Annotated in this window: 16 protein-coding genes and 1 pseudogene; 8 read left to right on the forward strand and 9 right to left on the reverse strand. The window is 72.9% G+C overall.

Annotated elements, in window-relative coordinates; genetic code table 11:
• Positions 1-16 precede the first annotated feature (16 nt).
• The 3 genes from KUM38_RS22765 to KUM38_RS22775 form a co-directional block, all read right to left on the reverse strand.
• Positions 17-412, reverse strand: coding sequence for a VOC family protein (locus KUM38_RS22765; protein ID WP_217131271.1), 396 nt, complete (start codon positions 410-412; stop codon positions 17-19).
• 102 nt (positions 413-514) lie between these two features.
• A complete protein-coding gene (locus KUM38_RS22770; protein ID WP_217131272.1) occupies positions 515-1876 on the reverse strand; it encodes a PI-PLC domain-containing protein in 1362 nt (453 codons plus the stop codon).
• Between the two features lie 105 nt (positions 1877-1981).
• Positions 1982-2872, reverse strand: coding sequence for a glycoside hydrolase family 19 protein (locus tag KUM38_RS22775; RefSeq protein ID WP_217131273.1), 891 nt, complete (start codon positions 2870-2872; stop codon positions 1982-1984).
• 387 nt (positions 2873-3259) lie between these two features.
• Here KUM38_RS22775 and KUM38_RS43650 point away from each other — a divergent pair.
• Positions 3260-3423 (forward strand): annotated as a pseudogene (locus tag KUM38_RS43650) (DUF2867 domain-containing protein); the annotation flags it as partial.
• A 121-nt stretch (positions 3424-3544) separates the two neighbouring features.
• Positions 3545-3994: an SPW repeat protein gene (locus KUM38_RS22780; protein WP_217131274.1), complete on the forward strand. Its 450-nt coding sequence runs from the start codon at positions 3545-3547 to the stop codon at positions 3992-3994.
• A 211-nt stretch (positions 3995-4205) separates the two neighbouring features.
• On the opposite strand, the gene KUM38_RS22785 is transcribed toward KUM38_RS22780, so the two are convergent.
• The gene (locus KUM38_RS22785) at positions 4206-5165 is read right to left on the reverse strand and encodes an NAD-dependent epimerase/dehydratase family protein (protein WP_217131275.1); all 960 of its coding nucleotides are present in this window, start codon (positions 5163-5165) and stop codon (positions 4206-4208) included.
• Positions 5166-5275: 110 nt separating this feature from the next.
• The gene (locus tag KUM38_RS22790) at positions 5276-6058 is read right to left on the reverse strand and encodes a GNAT family N-acetyltransferase (RefSeq protein ID WP_217131276.1); all 783 of its coding nucleotides are present in this window, start codon (positions 6056-6058) and stop codon (positions 5276-5278) included.
• 81 nt (positions 6059-6139) lie between these two features.
• Between KUM38_RS22790 and KUM38_RS22795 the strand changes: the two genes are divergently transcribed.
• From KUM38_RS22795 to KUM38_RS22810, 4 genes are all read left to right on the forward strand, one after another.
• Positions 6140-6625, forward strand: coding sequence for a nucleoside deaminase (locus tag KUM38_RS22795; protein ID WP_217131277.1), 486 nt, complete (start codon positions 6140-6142; stop codon positions 6623-6625).
• A 213-nt stretch (positions 6626-6838) separates the two neighbouring features.
• Positions 6839-8440, forward strand: coding sequence for an alpha/beta hydrolase (locus tag KUM38_RS22800; protein ID WP_217131278.1), 1602 nt, complete (start codon positions 6839-6841; stop codon positions 8438-8440).
• 78 nt (positions 8441-8518) lie between these two features.
• A complete protein-coding gene (locus tag KUM38_RS22805) occupies positions 8519-9613 on the forward strand; it encodes a chemotaxis protein (RefSeq protein WP_217131279.1) in 1095 nt (364 codons plus the stop codon).
• A gap of 295 nt (positions 9614-9908) precedes the next feature.
• A complete protein-coding gene (locus tag KUM38_RS22810) occupies positions 9909-11303 on the forward strand; it encodes a PP2C family protein-serine/threonine phosphatase (RefSeq protein WP_217131280.1) in 1395 nt (464 codons plus the stop codon).
• 28 nt (positions 11304-11331) lie between these two features.
• Here KUM38_RS22810 and KUM38_RS22815 read toward each other — a convergent pair whose 3' ends face one another.
• Complete coding sequence (locus KUM38_RS22815; RefSeq protein WP_217131281.1) at positions 11332-12822, reverse strand: hypothetical protein; 1491 nt, start codon at positions 12820-12822, stop codon at positions 11332-11334.
• Positions 12823-13056: 234 nt separating this feature from the next.
• Here KUM38_RS22815 and KUM38_RS22820 point away from each other — a divergent pair, with 234 nt between their 5' ends.
• Together KUM38_RS22820 and KUM38_RS22825 are read left to right on the forward strand one after the other, a co-directional pair.
• A complete protein-coding gene (locus tag KUM38_RS22820) occupies positions 13057-14169 on the forward strand; it encodes an aminoglycoside phosphotransferase family protein (RefSeq protein ID WP_217131282.1) in 1113 nt (370 codons plus the stop codon).
• Between the two features lie 416 nt (positions 14170-14585).
• Positions 14586-16514, forward strand: a complete 1929-nt coding sequence (locus KUM38_RS22825) for an N-acetylmuramoyl-L-alanine amidase (RefSeq protein WP_217131283.1) — start codon at positions 14586-14588, stop codon at positions 16512-16514.
• A 55-nt stretch (positions 16515-16569) separates the two neighbouring features.
• Here the strand turns inward: KUM38_RS22825 and KUM38_RS22830 are convergent, their stop codons facing one another.
• The 3 genes from KUM38_RS22830 to KUM38_RS22840 all read right to left on the reverse strand — a co-directional run bounded on the left by KUM38_RS22830 (position 16570) and on the right by KUM38_RS22840 (position 18516).
• On the reverse strand, positions 16570-17067 hold the full coding sequence (locus tag KUM38_RS22830; RefSeq protein ID WP_217131284.1) for a hypothetical protein: 498 nt from the start codon (positions 17065-17067) through the stop codon (positions 16570-16572).
• 170 nt (positions 17068-17237) lie between these two features.
• A complete protein-coding gene (locus tag KUM38_RS22835) occupies positions 17238-18140 on the reverse strand; it encodes a universal stress protein (protein WP_217131285.1) in 903 nt (300 codons plus the stop codon).
• A 133-nt stretch (positions 18141-18273) separates the two neighbouring features.
• Positions 18274-18516, reverse strand: a complete 243-nt coding sequence (locus tag KUM38_RS22840) for a DUF397 domain-containing protein (RefSeq protein ID WP_217131286.1) — start codon at positions 18514-18516, stop codon at positions 18274-18276.
• Positions 18517-18626 lie beyond the last annotated feature (110 nt).

Genomic DNA, 18626 nt, shown 5'->3' on the forward strand with positions numbered 1-18626 from the left:
GGGAAGGCGGAGCGGATCAGGGGGTGGCGGGCTGGAGCAGGTCCCAGCGGTTGCCGTACAGGTCCTGGAAGACGGCGACCGAGCCGTACGGCTCGTGGCGCGGCTCCTCCAGGAAGGTCACGCCGGCGGCGGCCATGCGCGCGTGGTCGCGGGCGAAGTCGTCGGTGTACAGGAAGAAGCCCACGCGCCCGCCGGTCTGGTCACCGACCCTGGCCCGCTGGGCCTCCCCCTTGGCGCGGGCGAGCAGCAGCCCCGTGCCGGTGTGCCCGGCGTCCGGCTCGACGACGACCCAGCGGCCGCCGTCCGGCCGGGGCGAGTCCTCGGCGAGCCGGAAACCGAGCGCCCCGGTGTAGAAACGGATCGCCTCGTCGTAGTCGTCGACGACGAGGGTGACCAGGGGGATGCGTCTCATCGTGACCTCTCGAAGGGGGATTGACCGGAGAGGTTATACGTAAAACCGCCGGGCGCGCCAGTCCCGCTCCGGGGAGGCTCCGGGGCGGGACCGGCGAGGCGGCTACGGATACGCGTAGGTGTTGAGGGCGGTGACGGCGGCCGCCGGGTCGCCGAGGTCGTAGCGGTCCACGGCGAGGTAGTTGGGCTTCTTGCGGGCGGCCGGCTGGCAGAACCGGCGGGCGCGGTCGGCGAGCTTGGAGTTGTCCGTGCCGGCCGTGGAGGCGATCGCGGAGTCCCGGAAGTGGTTCATGACGAACAGGGGGCGGAAGCCGGGTTCGGTGCGGGTCAGCGGGATGTCGGTGCCCGCGTCGTACCACCGGCTGTAGCAGGACCAGTCGGAGGCGCCGACGCCCGGGCCCATGGACCAGTGGTTCTCGACGGTCCACTCCCGCTGGTACATCACGCCGAAGGTGTCCCGGGTCGTTCCGGCGGCCCGGTCGGCGGCGCGGCTGTGGTCGGTGAAGATCAGCAGCCGGTGTCCGGCGGCGGCCAGCTGCCCCATGGTCGGCCAGCCGTTCTCGCGGACACCGGTGCGGTCGGGCCGGTAGAGCACGTCCGACAGCCCCTGGACGCGGGCGAGTTCGGCGCGCAGGACGCCCGGGTCGACGTAGTCCTCCAGGAAGACGGTGACGAACTGGTCGGGGTGGGCGCGCAGGAAGTCGACGATCCGCTGGAGGTCCACCCACAGGGCGACGGGCCTGCTGACCAGGGTGCAGCTGTTGTGGCAGAGGATCGCGCCGTCCGGGGTCTGGTGGATGTCCAGCATGAATCCGCGGACGCCGTCGGCGAGTTGGCGCTCGATGCCCCGGTCCTGGTTGGGGAAGAGGTCGATGAAGGGCGGGGCGAAGCCGCCGTCGACGCCGTTGGCGTAGGCGTTGTGGGCGGTGAGGAAGGTGACCTGGTCCAGGGTGCGCCGGTCCCGCGGCGGCAGGGGACGGGTCACCGGGTCGACCGGGGTCAGGTACCAGGTGGCGAGGTCGCCCGTGCCGGTGCCCACGGCGAGCGGGGCGGGATGGACCGCGCCGGAGGGCTTCGGGGCGACGGTGAGGCGGCGGTCGGAGCCGGGGACGGTGAGCGTGAACCGGTCCGCGCCCACGGGGGCGATCTCCCAGCGCGCCTCCGGGCTCGCGCAGGCCACGGTCCGGGCCTGGTCGCCGGCGCGACCGAGGCAGGTGCCGGGGCTGTCGGTGTTCTCCAGGGTGCCGTCGGCGCGCAGGTTCCACCGCTGGTGGTCCTCGTCGCCGCGCGGTCTGTGCTGCTCGACCGCGCCGGAGGCGTCGGCGGCGTTCAGTCCGGTCGTCGCGCTCTGGAGGTAGTGGACGCCGGGCGACGGAGCCGCCGCGGCGGGTGCGGGTGCCACGACCGTCGCGGCCAGCGCGGCGGCCGTGACGGTCGTGGCGAGCAGGGCGTGGGGGGTGCGCATGGTGGCTGCCCTTCGTCCGGGGGACGGCCCGCGCACGTGCGGTGCGCGGGCCGCGACCCGAGGCTCTTAGGTCAGGTGCATGACAGCACACCGAGCGGTCGGGCGTCAGCAGTACAGGTTGCCGCCGGGTGACGTTCCGAGGATCTGGGTGAACTGCTGGTACTTGGTCACCCGGCTCTGCACCTGCGCCGGGTTCTTGCCGTCGCACTCCACCCAGCCGTTGATGGCGCGGATCGTGTGGCCGAATCCGGCCTGGTTGACCATGGCGCTGTGCGCGGTCATGGTCCCAGGACCCCGCTGGGTGTTCCAGTACCACAGGGCCGTCTTCCAGGCGACGGCGGAGTCGTTCTGCACCAGCCAGGGGTTGTTCAGCAGGTCGATGCCGAGCGCGTCGCCCGCCGCCTTGTAGTTGTAGTTCCAGCTCAGCTGGATCGGGCCGCGCCCGTAGTAGGCGGACTGCCCGGCCGGGCACCCGAACGGCTGTCCGTAGTCGCAGTAGTGCGGGTAGTTGGCGGTGTTCTGCTCCACGATGTGCACCAGACCGCCGGTCTCGTGACTGACGTTGGCGAGGAAGGCGGCGGCCTCCTGCTTCTTGACCGCGTCGCTGCCCGTGTTGGCGAAGCCGGGGTAGGCGCTCAGGGCGGCGGTGAGACCGCTGTAGCTGTAGAACGAATTCCGGTTCGGGAACATCTGGTTGAACTGCGCCTCGGTCACGACGAAGGTGCCGACGGGCGTTCCGGGGCCGTTGTCACAGGCGTACGGCTCCCAGTACCAGGTGCTGATGACCGGGTCGTACCCCGGATTGGCGTGCTCGGCGATGTACGCCCGGCCGTCGGTGTAGCGCACGATGTCACCGGCGTTGTACGACCTTCCGGCCACCCAGTTCGGATAACTGGAGCACGAGGCGGCGGAGGCGGTGGCGGCGGGGAGCAGCACCGGCGCGCTGCCGGCGAGGACGAGAGCGGCGGTCACGGCGGCGATGCGTCTTCTCGACAAGGGAACAACTCCTTCGCGGAACGCGGCCGCTCCCGGGCGAGGGCATGCCTGAGCGGGACCTCGCCCGCACATGCCGGCGGGGCCGGTCACGGCAGTGGGGGCGGCCGTGGTGGGGGATGTGAGAGCACACTCAACCGCTTTGGTCTGTACCAGTCAAGGGTTTAGACCAGTCACCGTGACGCGGTCGCGTCCGCGGGCTCGCGGCGGCCGGCATCGGGAGGGATCCGCGGTCGCGGGGAACCCGGCGGATCCCCTCCCGGGTCACGGGCACGTGCCCCCGCTCGCCCCGAAGGGGAGCGGACCCGCACGGAGCCGCGGTTCCGGGGAAGTGATCGCCCATCACCGCGCGCGACACGAGGAGGCCCCTGTGAGGGCACCGGGCCGGGACCGCTCCGCCCGGTCACCGGGGCGACGGGGCGCACCGGCGGACGGCTCGTGCCCGAACTCCCCGACGCCGGGTGCCGGGTGCGCCGCCCGGCCCGTTCGCCGGACCGGCCGCGCGACCGTCCGTGGCGGGCCGTGCGGAGGTGGACCGCGGCGAGAAGCGTGACCGGGTCCGACCCCCCACGAGCTCTACACATAAAGGAAAAATAAGAGCAGAATGAACTTACGCGGCTCTTACCGCATACCGCACCAGCCGCGGTCAGGCCTGCTAGTCGAAGGAGACGACCCATGGCCAACGTCTCACACCCGCGCGGTGACATCACGAGCCACCCCGACGCCTCGGAGATGCGGGCACGGTACGACCGTGTGCTCGGGGGTCGTGATGTGGCCCTCGTGGACGGACCGGTGTTCCTGCTCGGTCTCTACTGCGCCGTGTCCCCGTGGATACTCCACTACACGACGAGCCAGCCCTCGCTCGTGGCCCACAACCTGATCGTGGGCATCGCGATCGGTCTGCTCGCCCTGGGGTTCACCGCGGCCCCGGCGCGCATGTACGGCCTCAGCGGGGCCATGTGCGCCCTGGGCCTGTGGATGATCGTCTCGCCGTGGATCGTCGGTAGTGACCCCGACGCCGGCGTCATCTGGAACAACATCATCATCGGCGCCCTCACCCTGATCCTGGGCACGGCCTGCGCCGCCACGGCCGCCAAGACCGCCAAGACCGCCCGGCGGTCGTAGGAGGGCCACGAAAGGAGCCGAGCGCCGGTCCGCGCCGATCGTGGACCGGCCCTTTCACGTCCGGGCGGAACCGTCGCGGGGGCCTTCGGGGCGGTCGGCGCCCAGGGCGTCGACCGGGTGGAGCGGCCGCTCCGGATCGACCTCACCGCACCGGGAGCGGTCGCGCCGGAACGCGCGAGGACCGGCCGCCGACGGAATCCGGCGGTCCGCGTCAGCGGCGGGACAGCCACTGCTCGTACCAGGTCACCGTGGCGTCCACGGTCTCCTCGAGCGGCGTCGGCGTCACGCCGAAGGCCCGTTCGAAGGCCGAGGAGTCCATGATCTGGGGCTCGGTGTACTGGTAGAACATCTCGGCGAGTTCGGCCATGAAGACCTCGTCGAACGGGCCGAAGGGGCGCGGCTCCTCCAGGACGACCACCTTCAGGGGCCGGCCGGTCCGCTTCTCGATCATGGCATGGATCTCACGGGTGCTGACGGCGGGCGCGGTGGGCAGATGCCACACCCGCCCGTCGCCCTCGGGCCGCTCGCCGAGGGTGGCCAGACCGGCCGCCACGTCCCGGATGTCGGTGTAGCTGTGCGGCAGGCCCAGGTCGCCCGCCCCCATCACCTCGCCGCCGGTGAGCGCCCCCGGGAAAACGGCTCCGCCGAGGGAGGAGTTGAGCACGCCGGGGCCGACGAAGTCGGCGGAGCGGCCGAGGACCACCCGGGCACGGCCCTCCCGGTGCGCGGCGAGATACCGCTCGTCGAGCGTCGCGCGCATCCGGCCCTTGCGGCTGGTCGCCCGCCAGGGGGTGTCCTCGGTCATCACCGCTCCCCCGGTCGGACCGTACGGGTAGATCGTGTCGAGGACGACGAGCCGGGCTCCGGACTCCTCGACGGCGGCGAGCACCGCTTCCTGGATCCGCGGCATCACCTCGACCTGCAGGTGGTAGGCGACGTTGGCGCAGTGGTACACCACGGCGGCGCCGGCGACGGCCGCGCGTGCGCCGTCGGCGGTGCCGACGTCGGCGGCATGCCGCCGGACCCCCTCGAGCTCGGGCCCGTCCCCCTTCCGGGAGACGAGCCGGACGGCGTGACCGCGCCGGACGAGCTCCCGGGCGAGGGTGGTTCCGGCGGGACCGGATCCCAGGACGGCGTGCAGGGGGCGGGAGGCGTGGGCGGCAGCGGGCATGGCGGTCTCCTCGACGGACGGCGCGAGGGATCGCTTATCGACCCTCACAACTGTTAGAGACTATAACTCTCGCAATGAGGGCTCGCAATGATGGGCCGTGCCGCTTCGCCCTACCGCACGGGCACGTACACGTACGGCGTGGTCGTGGTCAGAGGGGTGAAGCCGAGGCGTTCGAGGACGGGCCGGCTCTGGCCGGAGGCATCGACCTGGAGATAGCGGTAGCCGCGGTCGGCCGCGACCCGGGCCCGGTGGGCCACCAGCGCGCGGTAGACACCCCGCCCACGCCAGTGCCGTACGGTGCCGCCGCCCCACAGCCCGGCGAACGAGGTGCCGGGCACCAGCTCCATACGGGCCGCGCTCACCGGTTCGTCACCGGCCAGGGCCACGACGGCGACGACGCTGTCGGCGTCGGCGGCGAGCCGGTCGTACAGGTGCCGGCGGAGCCTGGACGCGTCGGCGTCGAACGCCCTCTCGTGCACATCGGCCACCAGGTCGGCCCCCGCCCGGTCGGTGACCGGCACGATGCGGACCCCCTCGGGCGGCTCCGTGTCCAGGGTGAGACCGGCGACCTCGCCGACCATGAGCGTCTCGACCGGCTCGGGGACGAATCCGGCCGCCACGAGCCGCCGCCCGAGGTCCGCCGGCAGGTCGTGTCCGTACAGCTTCCACTCGAACTCGCGGCCGAGCCCGGTGAAGTACGCGATCTGCTCCGCGATCACCACGTCCGCGTCCGCCGTCTCCAGGGCGGACCAGACGACACCGTTCCAGCCGTGCGCGGGGCCCTTCTGGCGCACCACGGCGCCGGCTCGCTCCACCTCCGCGCCGGGGCCGTCGGGCCGCGCCCCCTTGCGCATCTCACGGTCGAACAGGGCGAGTACATCGACTTGATCCATGCGCCGGACCCCATCATGGGGCGATACGCGGGGCAACGGGATTACCGTTGCCCCGGTCGAACGCGACGAGGAGGCCGGACCATGGTCGTGCGGGACGAGGAACTGCCGTACCTGCGGCGCTGCGTGGAACTGGCGGCCGAGGCGCTGGAGTCCGGTGACGAGCCGTTCGGTTCGGTGCTCGTGTCCGGGGACGGCACCGTGCTCGCCGAGGACCACAACCGCGTGGCCTCCGGGGACCGCACCCGGCACCCCGAGTTCGAACTGGCCCGCTGGTCGGCCGCCCGCATGACCCCCGCCGAACGGGCCGCGGCCACGGTGTACACCTCCGGCGAGCACTGCCCGATGTGCGCCGCCGCCCACGCCTGGGTGGGCCTCGGACGCATCGTGTACGTCGCCTCCTCCGAGCAGCTGGCGTCCTGGCTCACCGAGCTGGGGGTGCCCGCCCCGCCGGTGCGGACGCTGCCCGTCTCCGAGATCGCCCCGGGCGTGACCGTGGCCGGCCCCGTCCCCCGGCTGGCGGAGGAGGTCAAGGAGCTGCACCGGCGGTTCCACCGCGGACGCGGCTGACCCACGGGACCGGTCGTTCCTCCGGACGGTCCGGCCGTACGTCCGCAGCCGGTTCACCTCATCGGGCGTCCCGCCGCCCGAACCCCGGGCACAGCCCGTCGAACTCGTGGCGGCCGGACCGCCCGGCCTGCCGTCGCGGGGCCGACGGGCGGGAGCCCCGGGGCCCGCTTATGGTGGGCGAGGGCGCCGGTCGGGGCGTCCCTGGAGGCATCGATGCTGGCCAAGCTGTCCAAGCGACCCTCGGTCCGGCGCCGCGCGGTGCGGCCCTCGGTCCGGCGCTGCGCGGCCACCGGGGCGGTCGGGCTGGCCCTGCTGGGCACGGGACTGACGGCCACCGACCGGACGGACTCCGACCTCGACCGGTTCTACGACCAGAAGATCACGTGGTCGGCCTGCGAGGGCACGGACCTGCCGAAGGACATGCAGTGCGGGACGGTCACCGTGCCGCTCGACTACGCGAAGCCCGACGGGGGCACCCTCGAACTGGCCCTCGCCCGCTACCGCGCCTCCGGCGACCCACGGGGCTCGCTGCTGCTGAACTTCGGCGGTCCGGGCGGTTCGGGGGTGCTGGGACTCGCCCAGGGCCGCGAGGACTTCCTGGGCCTGACCGAGGACTACGACGTGGTCTCCTTCGACCCGCGGGGCGTCGGCCGTTCCGCGCCGGTCAGCTGCGGCGCCGACGCCACCGGTCAGGCGCTGGAGGCCACCGACGGCGAGGAGATGGCGGACCCGCGCGACACGCTGCGCAAGCTGCGCGAGGTGGCCGCCGAGTGCGCCGAGCACTCGGGCCCGGTCCTCGAGCACATCGGCACCGTGGACGTCGCCCACGACCTGGACGTGATGCGTCAGGTGCTCGGCGACGAGAAGCTCAACTACCTGGGATTCTCGTACGGGACCCGGCTCGGCGCGGTGTACGCCGCCCGGTTCCCCGAGAAGGTGGGCCGCATGGCGCTGGACGGCGTGGACACGCTGACCGAGCCGCTGGCCGAGCAGGGGCTGGCCGGTGCCAGGGGGCAGCAGACCGCGCTGGACAACTTCCTCACGTGGTGCACCGAGGAGCTCTCCTGTCCGTTCGGGCAGGACGCGCGCACGGCCCGCACGCAGGTCGTGGAGCTGGTCGACTCGCTCGACGAGAACCCGGTGCCGACCGACTTCGGTTACGAGTTCACCGGTCAGGACCTGGCCGCCGCCATCGGGCAGGGCCTCTACACCAAGGAGACGTGGCCGCTGCTGCAGCGGGCGCTCGCCCAGCTGATGGAGGACGGGGACACGCGCGGGGTGGAGGCCCTCGTGGCCGGGGGGATGGTGCTGCCCGTGCCGCGGCGGGCCGACCACCCCCTCGTCGACGAGGAGGACGTTCCCCTGGACAACCTGCCGGCGGCGCTGATGGCGGTGAACTGCGCGGACGACCCCAACCGTCCGGACGCCGAACGGCTGACCCGGGACCTGGCCCGGCTGCGCAGCGCCTACGAGGAGGCCTCGCCGGTCTTCGGGCCGTACCGGCTCGCCCAGGTGGTGCTGTGCTACGGCCGCCCCAAGGGGACCGACTACATCCGCGAGCAGGTCAAGGACCTCGACACGCCGAAGATGCTGCTGGTCGGCACCCGGGGCGACCCGGCCACGCCGTACCGCTGGACGGTGGAGACGGCCGAGCGGCTCGGCCCCTCCGCCGTGGTGCTGGACAACCGGGCGGAGGGGCACACCGGCTACGGGACGTCCGAGTGCGTCCACCGCAAGATCGACGACTTCCTGCTCTACGGCTCCCTGCCGCGCAGCGGCAGTTCCTGCGGGTCCGAGGACGACGGCCGCCTCTGAGCGGCTGCCCGGCCCCGGAGGCGCACCGACCGCTCCGCCCCAAATGCCCGATCGGCGGATTCGCCCTATGGTGCTGTCATGGAGCACGATCTGAGTCCCGCGACCCTTGCCGAGCTTCGTCGCCCGCGCCCCTACCCCGCGGTGTCCGTGCTGACGCCGACGCACCGGCGCGAGCCCCTCAACACCCAGGACGCCGTCCGGCTGCGCAACGCGGTGGCCGAGGCCAAGAAGAAGCTGGAGGCCGATCCCGCGGTCACCCGGGACCGGCGCACCGATGTGGCCCGGCAGCTCGACCGGGCCCTGGCCGAGGTCGACCTGTCGCACTCCGAGGACGGCCTGGTCATCTTCGCCGCCCCGGGCGAGCACCAGGTGTGGTCGCTCGCCCGCAGCGTGCCCGAGCGCATCGTCCTCTCGGACACCTTCCTGACCCGCAACCTCGTCTCCGCCCACACGGCGCAGCGGCCGTTCTGGGTGCTGTCCGTGTCCGCCGACCGGTGCACCCTGTGGAGCGGCGGCGTGGACCGGGTGGTCGAGGAGCGCGCCGGCGGCTTCCCGCTGATCCGGGAGCAGCGGAACTTCGACCCCGAACGGCAGGAGCAGGTCGGCGACCAGCCGAGCAACTTCCGGGACGAGGACACCCGCCGGTTCCTGCGCGAGGCGGACACCGCGCTGGGGAAGCTGCTGCGCGACCACCCGCGACCGCTGTACGTCACCGGTGAGCCCGCCGCCCTGTCCCTGCTGTGCGAGGCCGGCAGCGTGGCCAGGGACGCCGTGCACGTCCCGCACGGCGGACTCGCGCACGGCACGCATGAGGCGGTCTGGCAGGCCGTACGGCCGACGCTGGAGGCCGAGGCCCGCAAGAGCACCGAGGACGTGGCGCGGTCGCTGGAGTCGGCCCGGGGCCGCAAGGAGTTCGCGGCCGGCGTCGACGAGCTGTGGCAGAACGCCCGCGAGGGCCGGGTCCGGCTGCTGGCCGTGGAGGAGAACTACCGGATCACGGTGCGCGACACCGGCGACCATCTGGTCGTCGCCGAGGACGGCGACCTGGACGCCCGCGCGGACATCGTGGACGAGATCGTCGAACAGTGCCTGGAGACCGGCGCCGAGGTCCGCTTCGTCCCGGACGGCGCGCTCGGGGACGCGGACGGGATGGCGGCGGTGCTGCGCTACTGAGGACGGGGCTACCCACCGGTCACCCGCACGCAAACACTTGTCCGTCGAACGCGCGAACGAGGGGCTGCGGTTGACCGACGGGGCGTCATATCACTTGCGTACCATGGGAGTTGAGACGCCCGTAGCGCCTCTGACGTATTCCTGCGGGTAACCCGGTGAAGACGGTGACATATGCCATGGGCACCGCCTTATCGTGTGTTGCCGAATCCCTTACGGGCCGTCGCGGGCTGTGCGAGAGTCGTAACGGTCCCTCCCTCCGCCTGAAGGCCGTACCGTCCCCGCATCGGAGTGCGTCATGCCGTCCCACCTCTCCGCGGACCGCCCAGCCGCCCAGCCGCCAGGACGCGGCCCGGTCGACGCGCTCATCTCGCAGACCCGGCGGCTCAAGGGCGAGGTCGACGCCGCACGCCGGGACAGTCCGGCCGACGCGGCGGACCCGCGGGAACGCTGGCGGCGCGCGCTGTACGACCTGGCGCTGCATCAGCTCGACGACCTGGACGGGCACCTGGCGCAACTGCGGGACGACCCGCTCCCCGTGCCGGCGCCGGCACCGCACGACGCCCTGCTCAGCCGGGTCGGCAGCGCGGAGTGGGACCTGCTCACGGACGAGGTGCGCTGGTCCGGGGAGCTGTACCGGATCCTGGGCCGCGACCCGGCCGCCGCGCCGCTCACCCTCGACGAACTGCCCTCGCTGGTGTTCGAGGAGGACCGGCCCAGGCTGACCGCGATGGTCACGGACTGTCTCGTCGACGCCCGGCCCATCGACGGGGAGTTCCGCGTCGTACGCCCGGACGACGGTGTACGGACCGTGCACATGATGGGCGAACCGGTACTCGGTGCCGACGGCAGCACCGCCTCGATGTGGGCGGTGCTGCGCGACGTCAGCGAACTGCGCCGCTGCCGGCGGGCGGTGAGCGAGACCCGTGACTCGCTGCACCACCAACGGCACGCCGCCGCGCGGACCGAGCACCGGCTCGCGGTCGAGCTGCAGGAGGCCGTGCTGCCGACGTGGCACGGTCCCCTGCGGTTCCCGCAGGCCGGCCCGGGAACCCTCGACCTCGCCGCGGCCCACCTGCCGCCGTCGGCGCACGCACGGATCGGCGGCGACTGGTACGACGCCCTGGAACTGTCCGACGGTACGACGCTGCTCAGCGTCGGCGACCTGACCGGGCACGGCGTCGGCGCGGCCTCGGGCATGACGATGCTGCTCGGCGCCGTACGCGGCATGGCGATGACCGGCACCGCGCCGGGACCGCTGCTGGCCTGCCTCAACCGGTTACTGGACACCACCGCGCAGCCGGCCCTGGGCAGCGCCGTCTGTCTGCACTACCGGCCCGGGACCCGCTCACTGCTGTGGGCGCAGGCCGGACACCCCGCCCCGCTGCTGTTCCGCGGCGGGACGGGGCGGGCGCTGGACGCGCCGGACGGGGTACTGCTCGGCGCCGTCTCGGGCGCCTCCTACGGACAGGCCGAGGAGACCCTCGACGCCGGTGACGTACTGCTGCTGCACACCGACGGGCTGGTGCCCGGACACGCCGGAGCCACGGCCGCACACCGTCTGCTCGAACTGGCCCCCCGCTTCGCCGCCGCCCGCACCGCGCAGGACTGCGTCCGGGCGGTCACGGAGGAGTTCGGCGAGCGGGAGCGCGACGACGCCGCCTGTGTGCTCGTCGCCCGGATCACGCCGTAGCGAGCGAGCCCCGCGGGCCGGGCCGCCCTCACGCCTGGGCGCTGCCTCCCTTGCCCCTGGGCCTGGGCAGCACCAGTTCGATCTCCTCCCTGAGTTCCTGGATCCTCGGGTACGAGGCGTACTCGGCGGTGAGCCGGTACATCTGGCGCAGCCGGTCCCAGGTGCGGCGCGAGGAGTTCTGGCCCATCGACACCAGGGCGAGGCGCGCGAACCGGTCCGCCTGCTCGGGGTCGTCGGCGATGAAGCACGCGGAGGCCATGGACAGGAAGTCGAAGATCTTCGACCGCTGCTGTGCCTCGACCCGCAGTGCCAGCGCCTTGTCCGCGTAGTGCTGGGCGTGCGCGGCCGCGTCCGGCTCGAACTCCGCGAGCGTCCGGTACGCCAGGGCCTGCATGCCGTACAGGTCCGCCTCGTTGAACAGCTGCATCCAGTTCGGCGGTGGCACGTCCCCCTTGTCGGAGACGAAGAGGTCCTCCGCCTGTCCCAGGGTGCGGCGCATCGCCTGGCCCTTGCCCATGGACGCCTGCGCCCAGGCCTCGATGGTGTGGAACATGGCGCGGGTGCGCGGCAGGACCTCCTCGCCCGAGCCGGACTGGGCGAGTTCCATCAGGTCCATCGCCTCGTCGGGCCGGCCCAGGTGCACCATCTGCCGGGCCGCCCGGGAGAGCGCCTCGCCGGCGCGCGGCCGGTCGCCGCCCTCCCGAGCCGCGTGGGCGGCGATCACGAAGTACTTCTGGGCCGTGGGTTCCATGCCGACGTCGTGCGACATCCAGCCCGCGAGGACGGCGAGGTTGGCGGCGACGCCCCACAGGCGCCGCTGGAGATGGGGTGGGTGGTGGTAGGCGAGGATGCCGCCCACCTCGTTGAGCTGGCCGACCACCGCCTTACGCTGGAGACCGCCGCCCCGGGCGGCGTCCCAGGCGCGGAACACCTCCACGGAGCGCTCCAGTTCCTCGATCTCCTGCGAGCCGATCGGGGCGGCCTCGTAACGGTCGAACCCGGCGGGGTCGGCGCGCAGGGGGTCGTCGAGTCGGGGTGCGTCGGCGGTCAGGGCCGGATCGGTGTGCAGCCAGTCGTGCATGGCGCTGCTGAGTGCGGAGCCCGCGGTGAGCGCGGCACCCGCGCCCACCAAGCCGCGTCGGTTGAGCATGAGGTCCATTCCCGTGAATTCGGTGAGGACCTCGGCTGTCCGCTCGGGCGCCCACGGCACTCCGTCGGGATGTTCCGCACTCCCGGGGCGTGGCCGTTTCCCCGTACGCCCGTGCCGGACCAGACCGAGATCCTCGATGGTCACGACACGGCCGAGACGCTCGGTGAACAGGGCCGCCAGCACCCGCGGTACGGGATCGCGCGGGATCTCTCCCATGTCGATCCACCGCCGCACCCGGGAGGTGTCGGTCGCCAGCTGGGGGTGGCCCATGGCCGCCGCCTGCCGGTTGACCAGCCTCGCGAGTTCGCCCTTGGACCAGCCGGCCAGGCCGAACAGGTCCGAGAGCCGGGTGTTGGGTTGTCCGCTCACGTCAAGCCCCCAGGTTCTCGGCTGAGTTGACAGTAGCCCGGTGCGGGTTGCCGGGCGACTATTCGCCAGGGTTCGCCAGGGTGCGCCAGATGGTGTGCCAGGGGGCATCGGGTGTCGAGTAGGAACGCGCCACCACGACCCCGTCGCCACAGGGGCATTCCCCAGGGTGCGCCCGGGCGGCCGGGCCGGGTGGTGCGCTGACGTCGCAGGCACACGAAGGGATCTGTATCACCCATGTACGCAGCATCGTCCTCCGTGTCCGCCCCGCCCCGGCCGCTGCGCCCCCGTCCGTCGGACAGCGGCCCCTACCTCGCCCCCGCGCGCCCGGCGAACCCCGTGCTCGGCGCGGGCAACGTACGGCGCACCGCGGGACCGGGCACCCAGCCGCTCAGCGGGAGGCTCGACCTGTCCGGCCCGCAGGGCGCCCAGCTGCGCACGGCGATCACGTCGGTGCACCGCATCTGCCCGGAGTTCGCGCCGGTCCAGGTGCTGCGCCGCACCGGCCGGTCCGTCCTGCTGGTCGGCACCACCGGCCGGAGCACCGCGGTCGCCAAGTGCTTACTGGACCACTCCCCCGCGTGGAGCGAACGGATCCGCCACGAAATAGCGGCATACCGCTCGTTCGTCCGGCACCGCCCGCCCGTGCGGGCGCCCCGGCTGATCGCGGCGGACCCGGACAACGGCACGCTGGTGATCGAGCGGCTGCCCGGCCGGGTGGCGGCGCTCCAGCGGCACCCGGTGGAGGCACCGCCGCGGGCGGACATCAGGGCGGCACTCGGCGCGATCTGCCGGCTGAACTCCTGGCGGCCGCCGGCCGGGACGTTCGACGCGCCGCTGGACTACGCGGCTCGCATCTCCCGGTACCACGAACTGGGTCTGCTCACCGACCGGGACCTCGGCGACCTGCAGAAGCTGCTGCACGGCATCGCGCTGGCGACCGGCCGGCAGGGCATGGGCCAGTTCTGCCACGGCGACGCCCTGCTCTCCAACATCCTGATCTCACCGGCCGGTCCGGTGCTGGTGGACTGGGAGCACGCGGGCTGGTACCTGCCGGGATACGACCTGGCGACGCTGTGGTCGGTGCTGGGGGACGCGCCGGTGGCGCGGCGTCAGATCAGCCAGATCGCCCAGTCGGCGGGGCCCGCCTCGCGGGACGCCTTCCTGGTGAACCTGATGTTGGTGCTGACCCGGGAGATCCGTACCTACGAGACGGCCGTACAGCGTTCGATGCAGGACACGTCCCCCTCGGCCCCGTCCGGCGAGGAACACCGCCTGCTCCTCCGCCGCCTCCACGACGACTGCCAGATGGCCCGCCGAGCGGTACGCGCAGCGGTGGGCACCCGCTGACACCCCCATCACCCCAGCTGCGCCACCTGTGCCGCTTCAGCTACGGGCAATCGTGCCTCCCCCAGTGCCTTAAGGGCCTGGGAGGTGCCCCCAGGGCGGCACGGGTGGGCGGTGGGGGTACCTCCCGCTCATGGGGGGTCCCTCCCGCTCGAGCGGAGTCGAGAGTGGGGGAGAAGCCGAGAGTGGGGGAGGCACCCCGCAACGCCGGGCTGCGCAACACCCCCCGCCCCACCACCACTGGCGTACACCACTGACGCCCCGCAGGCCCGACACCCACCACCACGAAACCGACGCGCACCCTCATTGACAAGGTAATACGCGCCTCCCTGGGCATGATTGACGGATCATCAGCCGACCGGTACCACTGACACACCGCTCGGCTCCCGTCACACGCCCCACCGCCCCAGGAGGCCGCATTGAGACAACCCGTCCCCACCCGGATCGCCCTCCGCGCCCTCGCCGCAGCCACCCTCACCCTCCCCCTCCTGGGCGCAGCCCCCTCCGCCACCCCGCCGAGCACCGCCCACCTCCAGCACGCGTTCGCCACCGCCGCCGCCGAGTACGACGTGCCGCAGAGCGTGCTGCTGGGCGTCTCCTACCTCCAGTCCCGCTGGGACGCCCACGGCGGCGCCCCGAGCGTGACCGGCGGCTACGGACCGATGCACCTCACGGACGCCCGCACCGCGCTCGCCGCCTCCGACCACCACTCCTCCGGCACGGAGGACCCGCGCGGCGACGAGGCCCGCCCGCCGAAACGTCCCGGGGCACGAGCGGCACCGACCGAGGAGCTGCCGGACCGGCTCACCACGCTGCCGGAAGCCGCCCGCCTGACCGGCCTCAGCCCCGAACGCCTGCGCGAGGACCCGGCCGCGAACGTGGCGGGCGGCGCCGCCCTGCTGGCCGAGGCCCAGCGCCGACTGGGCGGGCCGAGGAGCGACGACCCCGCGGACTGGTACGCGGCGGTCGCCCTCTTCTCCGGCGCGGACGACACCGCGTCGGCGGCGGCGTACGCCCACGACGTGTACGAGGTGATCCGCGCGGGCGGGACACGGGTCACGGACGCCGGACAGCGGGTGGTCCTGGACGCCCGCCCGGACCTCGTACCCGACACCGCGGCGCTGGAGCGCGCCGGACTGCGCACCGCCTCCGCCACCGGGACGGAGTGCCCGAAGACGGTGTCGTGCGAATGGATCCCGGCGCCGTACGAGGAGTTCGGCGACGGCGACTACGGCAACCACGACCTGGGGAACCGGCCCGCCTCGCAGCGCATCCGGTACATCGTCGTCCACGACACGGAGGGCGCCTGGGAGGGCGTTCTCGACATGGTGCAGGACCCCACCTATGTGTCCTGGCAATACAGTCTGCGCTCCACGGACGGCCACATCGCCCAGCATGTGAAGGCGAAGGACGTGGCCTGGCACGCGGGCAACTGGTACGTCAACGCGGGGTCGATCGGTCTGGAGCACGAGGGTTTCCTGGCGGATCCCGACGCCTGGTACACCGAGACGATGTACCGGTCCTCGGCCCGGCTGGTGAAGTACCTCGCCGAGAAGTACGACATCCCGCTGGACCGGCAGCACATCCTCGGCCACGACACGGTGCCGGGGACGACCACCGCCACCATCCCCGGCATGCACACCGACCCCGGACCGTACTGGGACTGGCGGCACTACTTCGAACTGCTGGGCGAACCCCTGAAGGCCACGGCCGGCGAGAACGCCGGCGTCGTCACGATCCGGCCCCACTACTCCGCCAACCGCCCCGTCTTCACGGGCTGCGAGACCGCGGGCGAGCCGTGCGCCACCCACGGGTCGAGCGCGGTGCGGCTGTACTCCGACCACGCCGAGGACTCCCCGCTGATCAGGGACATCGGCCTCGGCTCCGCCCCGACCACCGGGGTGAACGACCTGTCCTCGCGGGTCTCCACGGGTCAGCAGTACGCGGTCGCCGACCGCTGGGGCGACTGGACCGCCATCTGGTACCTCGGTCAGAAGGCCTGGTTCAAGAACCCGAAGGAACAGCCGACCGCCGTGCCCGCGAAGGGCAGGGTCGTCACCCCGAGGAAGGGCCTCGGCTCGGTGCCGGTGTACGGAAGGGCGTACCCGGAGAAGGCCGCCTACCCGGAGGGCGTACCGGCCCAGGCGGTGTCGCCGCTGCCGTACACGGTGCTCGAGGGCCAGAAGTACGTGACCGGGGGCAAGGTGCCCGGTGAGTACTACTACGCGGTGACCTTCGACGAGGCGTCCCACCAGGTGGTGCGGGGCGAGGACCTGTACTACGAGATCCAGTTCGGCCACCGGGTCGGCTTCGTCCGGGCGGCGGACGTGACGGTGACGTCGTCGTAGCGGCGCGCAGGACGTAGCGGGAGGGCCGGGTTCCCACGGAACCCGGCCCCTTGTGTCAGCCCTGCTGGAACAGCTCCGCGGGGAGCGGCTTGAGGAGGGCGTACAGGTCGTCGGTGATGGGGCGGTCCCAGGCGGCGATGGTCACCAGGACGTTGTCGCTGCGGTCGAACTGCACGCAGGAGATCCGGCCCTCGGAGAGCTTGACCCGGCGCACGATCAGCAGGTTGTCGCCCTGCATCACCGGCACGTCCTCGGTGCCGACGACGGTGATCTCCTCGTCGTTCTCCAGCGCCAGCAGCAGCTGTCCCACCTCGAAGGGGACCTCGCCCTCCGGAATGTCCCGGGCCGGGGAGCCCTCGGGCAGATTGCCGATGACCATCGCGGGGCCGCGGCCGCCGAACAGGTCGTAGCGCAGGAAGACGCCCTGGCAGCTTCCGTCGGGGGCGGGCAGCAGCCCGGCGCCCAGGTTGCCGGGCCAGTCACCCGGGTCCATGGCCAGAACGTCGAAGTCGGGCCCGGCGGGCGTGGCACTGCGGCGGCGGAGGAACGACATGCCGCCATGGTACGTGCCCGGACCCGCGTATGGACGGTCGGGCGACACCCGCTCCGGCCACCCGGACCACCGGTGCCGCTCGTGGTGGCGGGCCACGAACGGGGGGAGGCACCTCGCGGTGCCGAGTCGCGCAACCCCTGCCCCGCCCCGGCTCAGCCGGCCCCTCCGGACTACTCCTCCGGTGCCGCCGGAGGAATCACCGCGACCGGACTCACCGCGTGGAGCAGCACCGCCTGCGTCACCGACCCCATCATGCGGGCCGGCGCCAGCAGCCGACGCCGATGACGGCCCACGACGACCAGCTCGGCGTCCCGCGACGCCTCGACCAGATGGCCGGCCGCGTCTCCGGGCAGCACGTCGATCCCGGCGGTGACCTCGGGATGCCGCTCCCGGTGCGGAGCGAGGAAGCCGTCGACGAGAAGGCGGTTCTCGTGCTCGACAGCACCCTGATCGACCTGCGGCGGAGGCATCTCCCCGGGCAGCATCCAGGTCTGCAGCGGCCACGGATAGGCGGCGAGCACCCGCAGCCGGGCACCGCGCAGCGCCGCCTCCGCGAAGGCGAAGGCGAGCGTGGCCTCGTCGGGGCCGTCGGCGTTCAGGCCGACCACCACGGGCCGGTCGGACCCGCCCGGCGTCCCCTCCTCGCCACCGCGCCCGGGCCGGGGCACGACGACGACCGGGCACTCGGCGTCGCGGGCCGCGGCCAGGGAATTGGAGCCGAGCAGCAGGCTGGCGAAGCCCCCGCGGCCCCGGGAGCCGAGCACCAGCAGCCGGGCCGCGGCCCCCACTTCGGGCAGCAGCACCCCGGGCGCCCCCTCCAGCACGGCGTACTCGACGGCGGGCAGGCCGCCGCGCTGTGCCAGGTGACCGCGGACCTGGTCGAGGACCGGGTCCTCGTCGGGGTCGGGCGGCCCGGCCGCCAGCACCTCGGGCTGTGTCCAGGGGGCGTACTGGCGTACGTGCACGATCCGCAGCGGGGCCCCGCGCCGGCGTGCGGCGTCGAGGGCCCACTCCAGGGCGCGCAGACTGTCGTCCGAACCGTCGACCGCCGCGACGACCGGCTGGGTGTTCATGGTTCCTCGCCTCCGGGATACGACCATCGCTCTTCGCCCCCCGGCCAGCCTGACTCAGGCGCGGGCCGGGAACGGCGCTTCGGATCGCGTGTCCGGAAAAACGCGCGGAACACCCCCGTGGCGGCGACGCCGCTCACGTCAGGTCGAACTCCCCCTCCCGCGCTCCCGACACGAACGCGCCCCACTCGGCGGGGGTGAAGATCAGGGAAGGGCTCTCCGGACTGCCACTGTTGCGCATGGCGATAAAGCCCTCCACGAAGGCGATCTGGACATCGCCCAGGCCACGGCTGCTGGACTGCCACTGCGCGTTGCTGAGGTCCAGGTCCGGCTTGTCCCAGCCCATGAGCGGGCGCTGCTGGGTGGTGCTCTCGGCCACGTCCGTGCTCCTCCCGATTACCGTCGTCCGCGGGCCAGCCTAGCGATCGGTCCCTGCCCCCGACAGGCCGCGAGGAGCACCTTTCGCGAGGGCGCCGGGGCAGGCGGATC

Origin of the sequence: Streptomyces sp. AC558_RSS880 (assembly GCF_019049255.1) — a bacterium.
GTDB lineage: Bacteria > Actinomycetota > Actinomycetes > Streptomycetales > Streptomycetaceae > Streptomyces.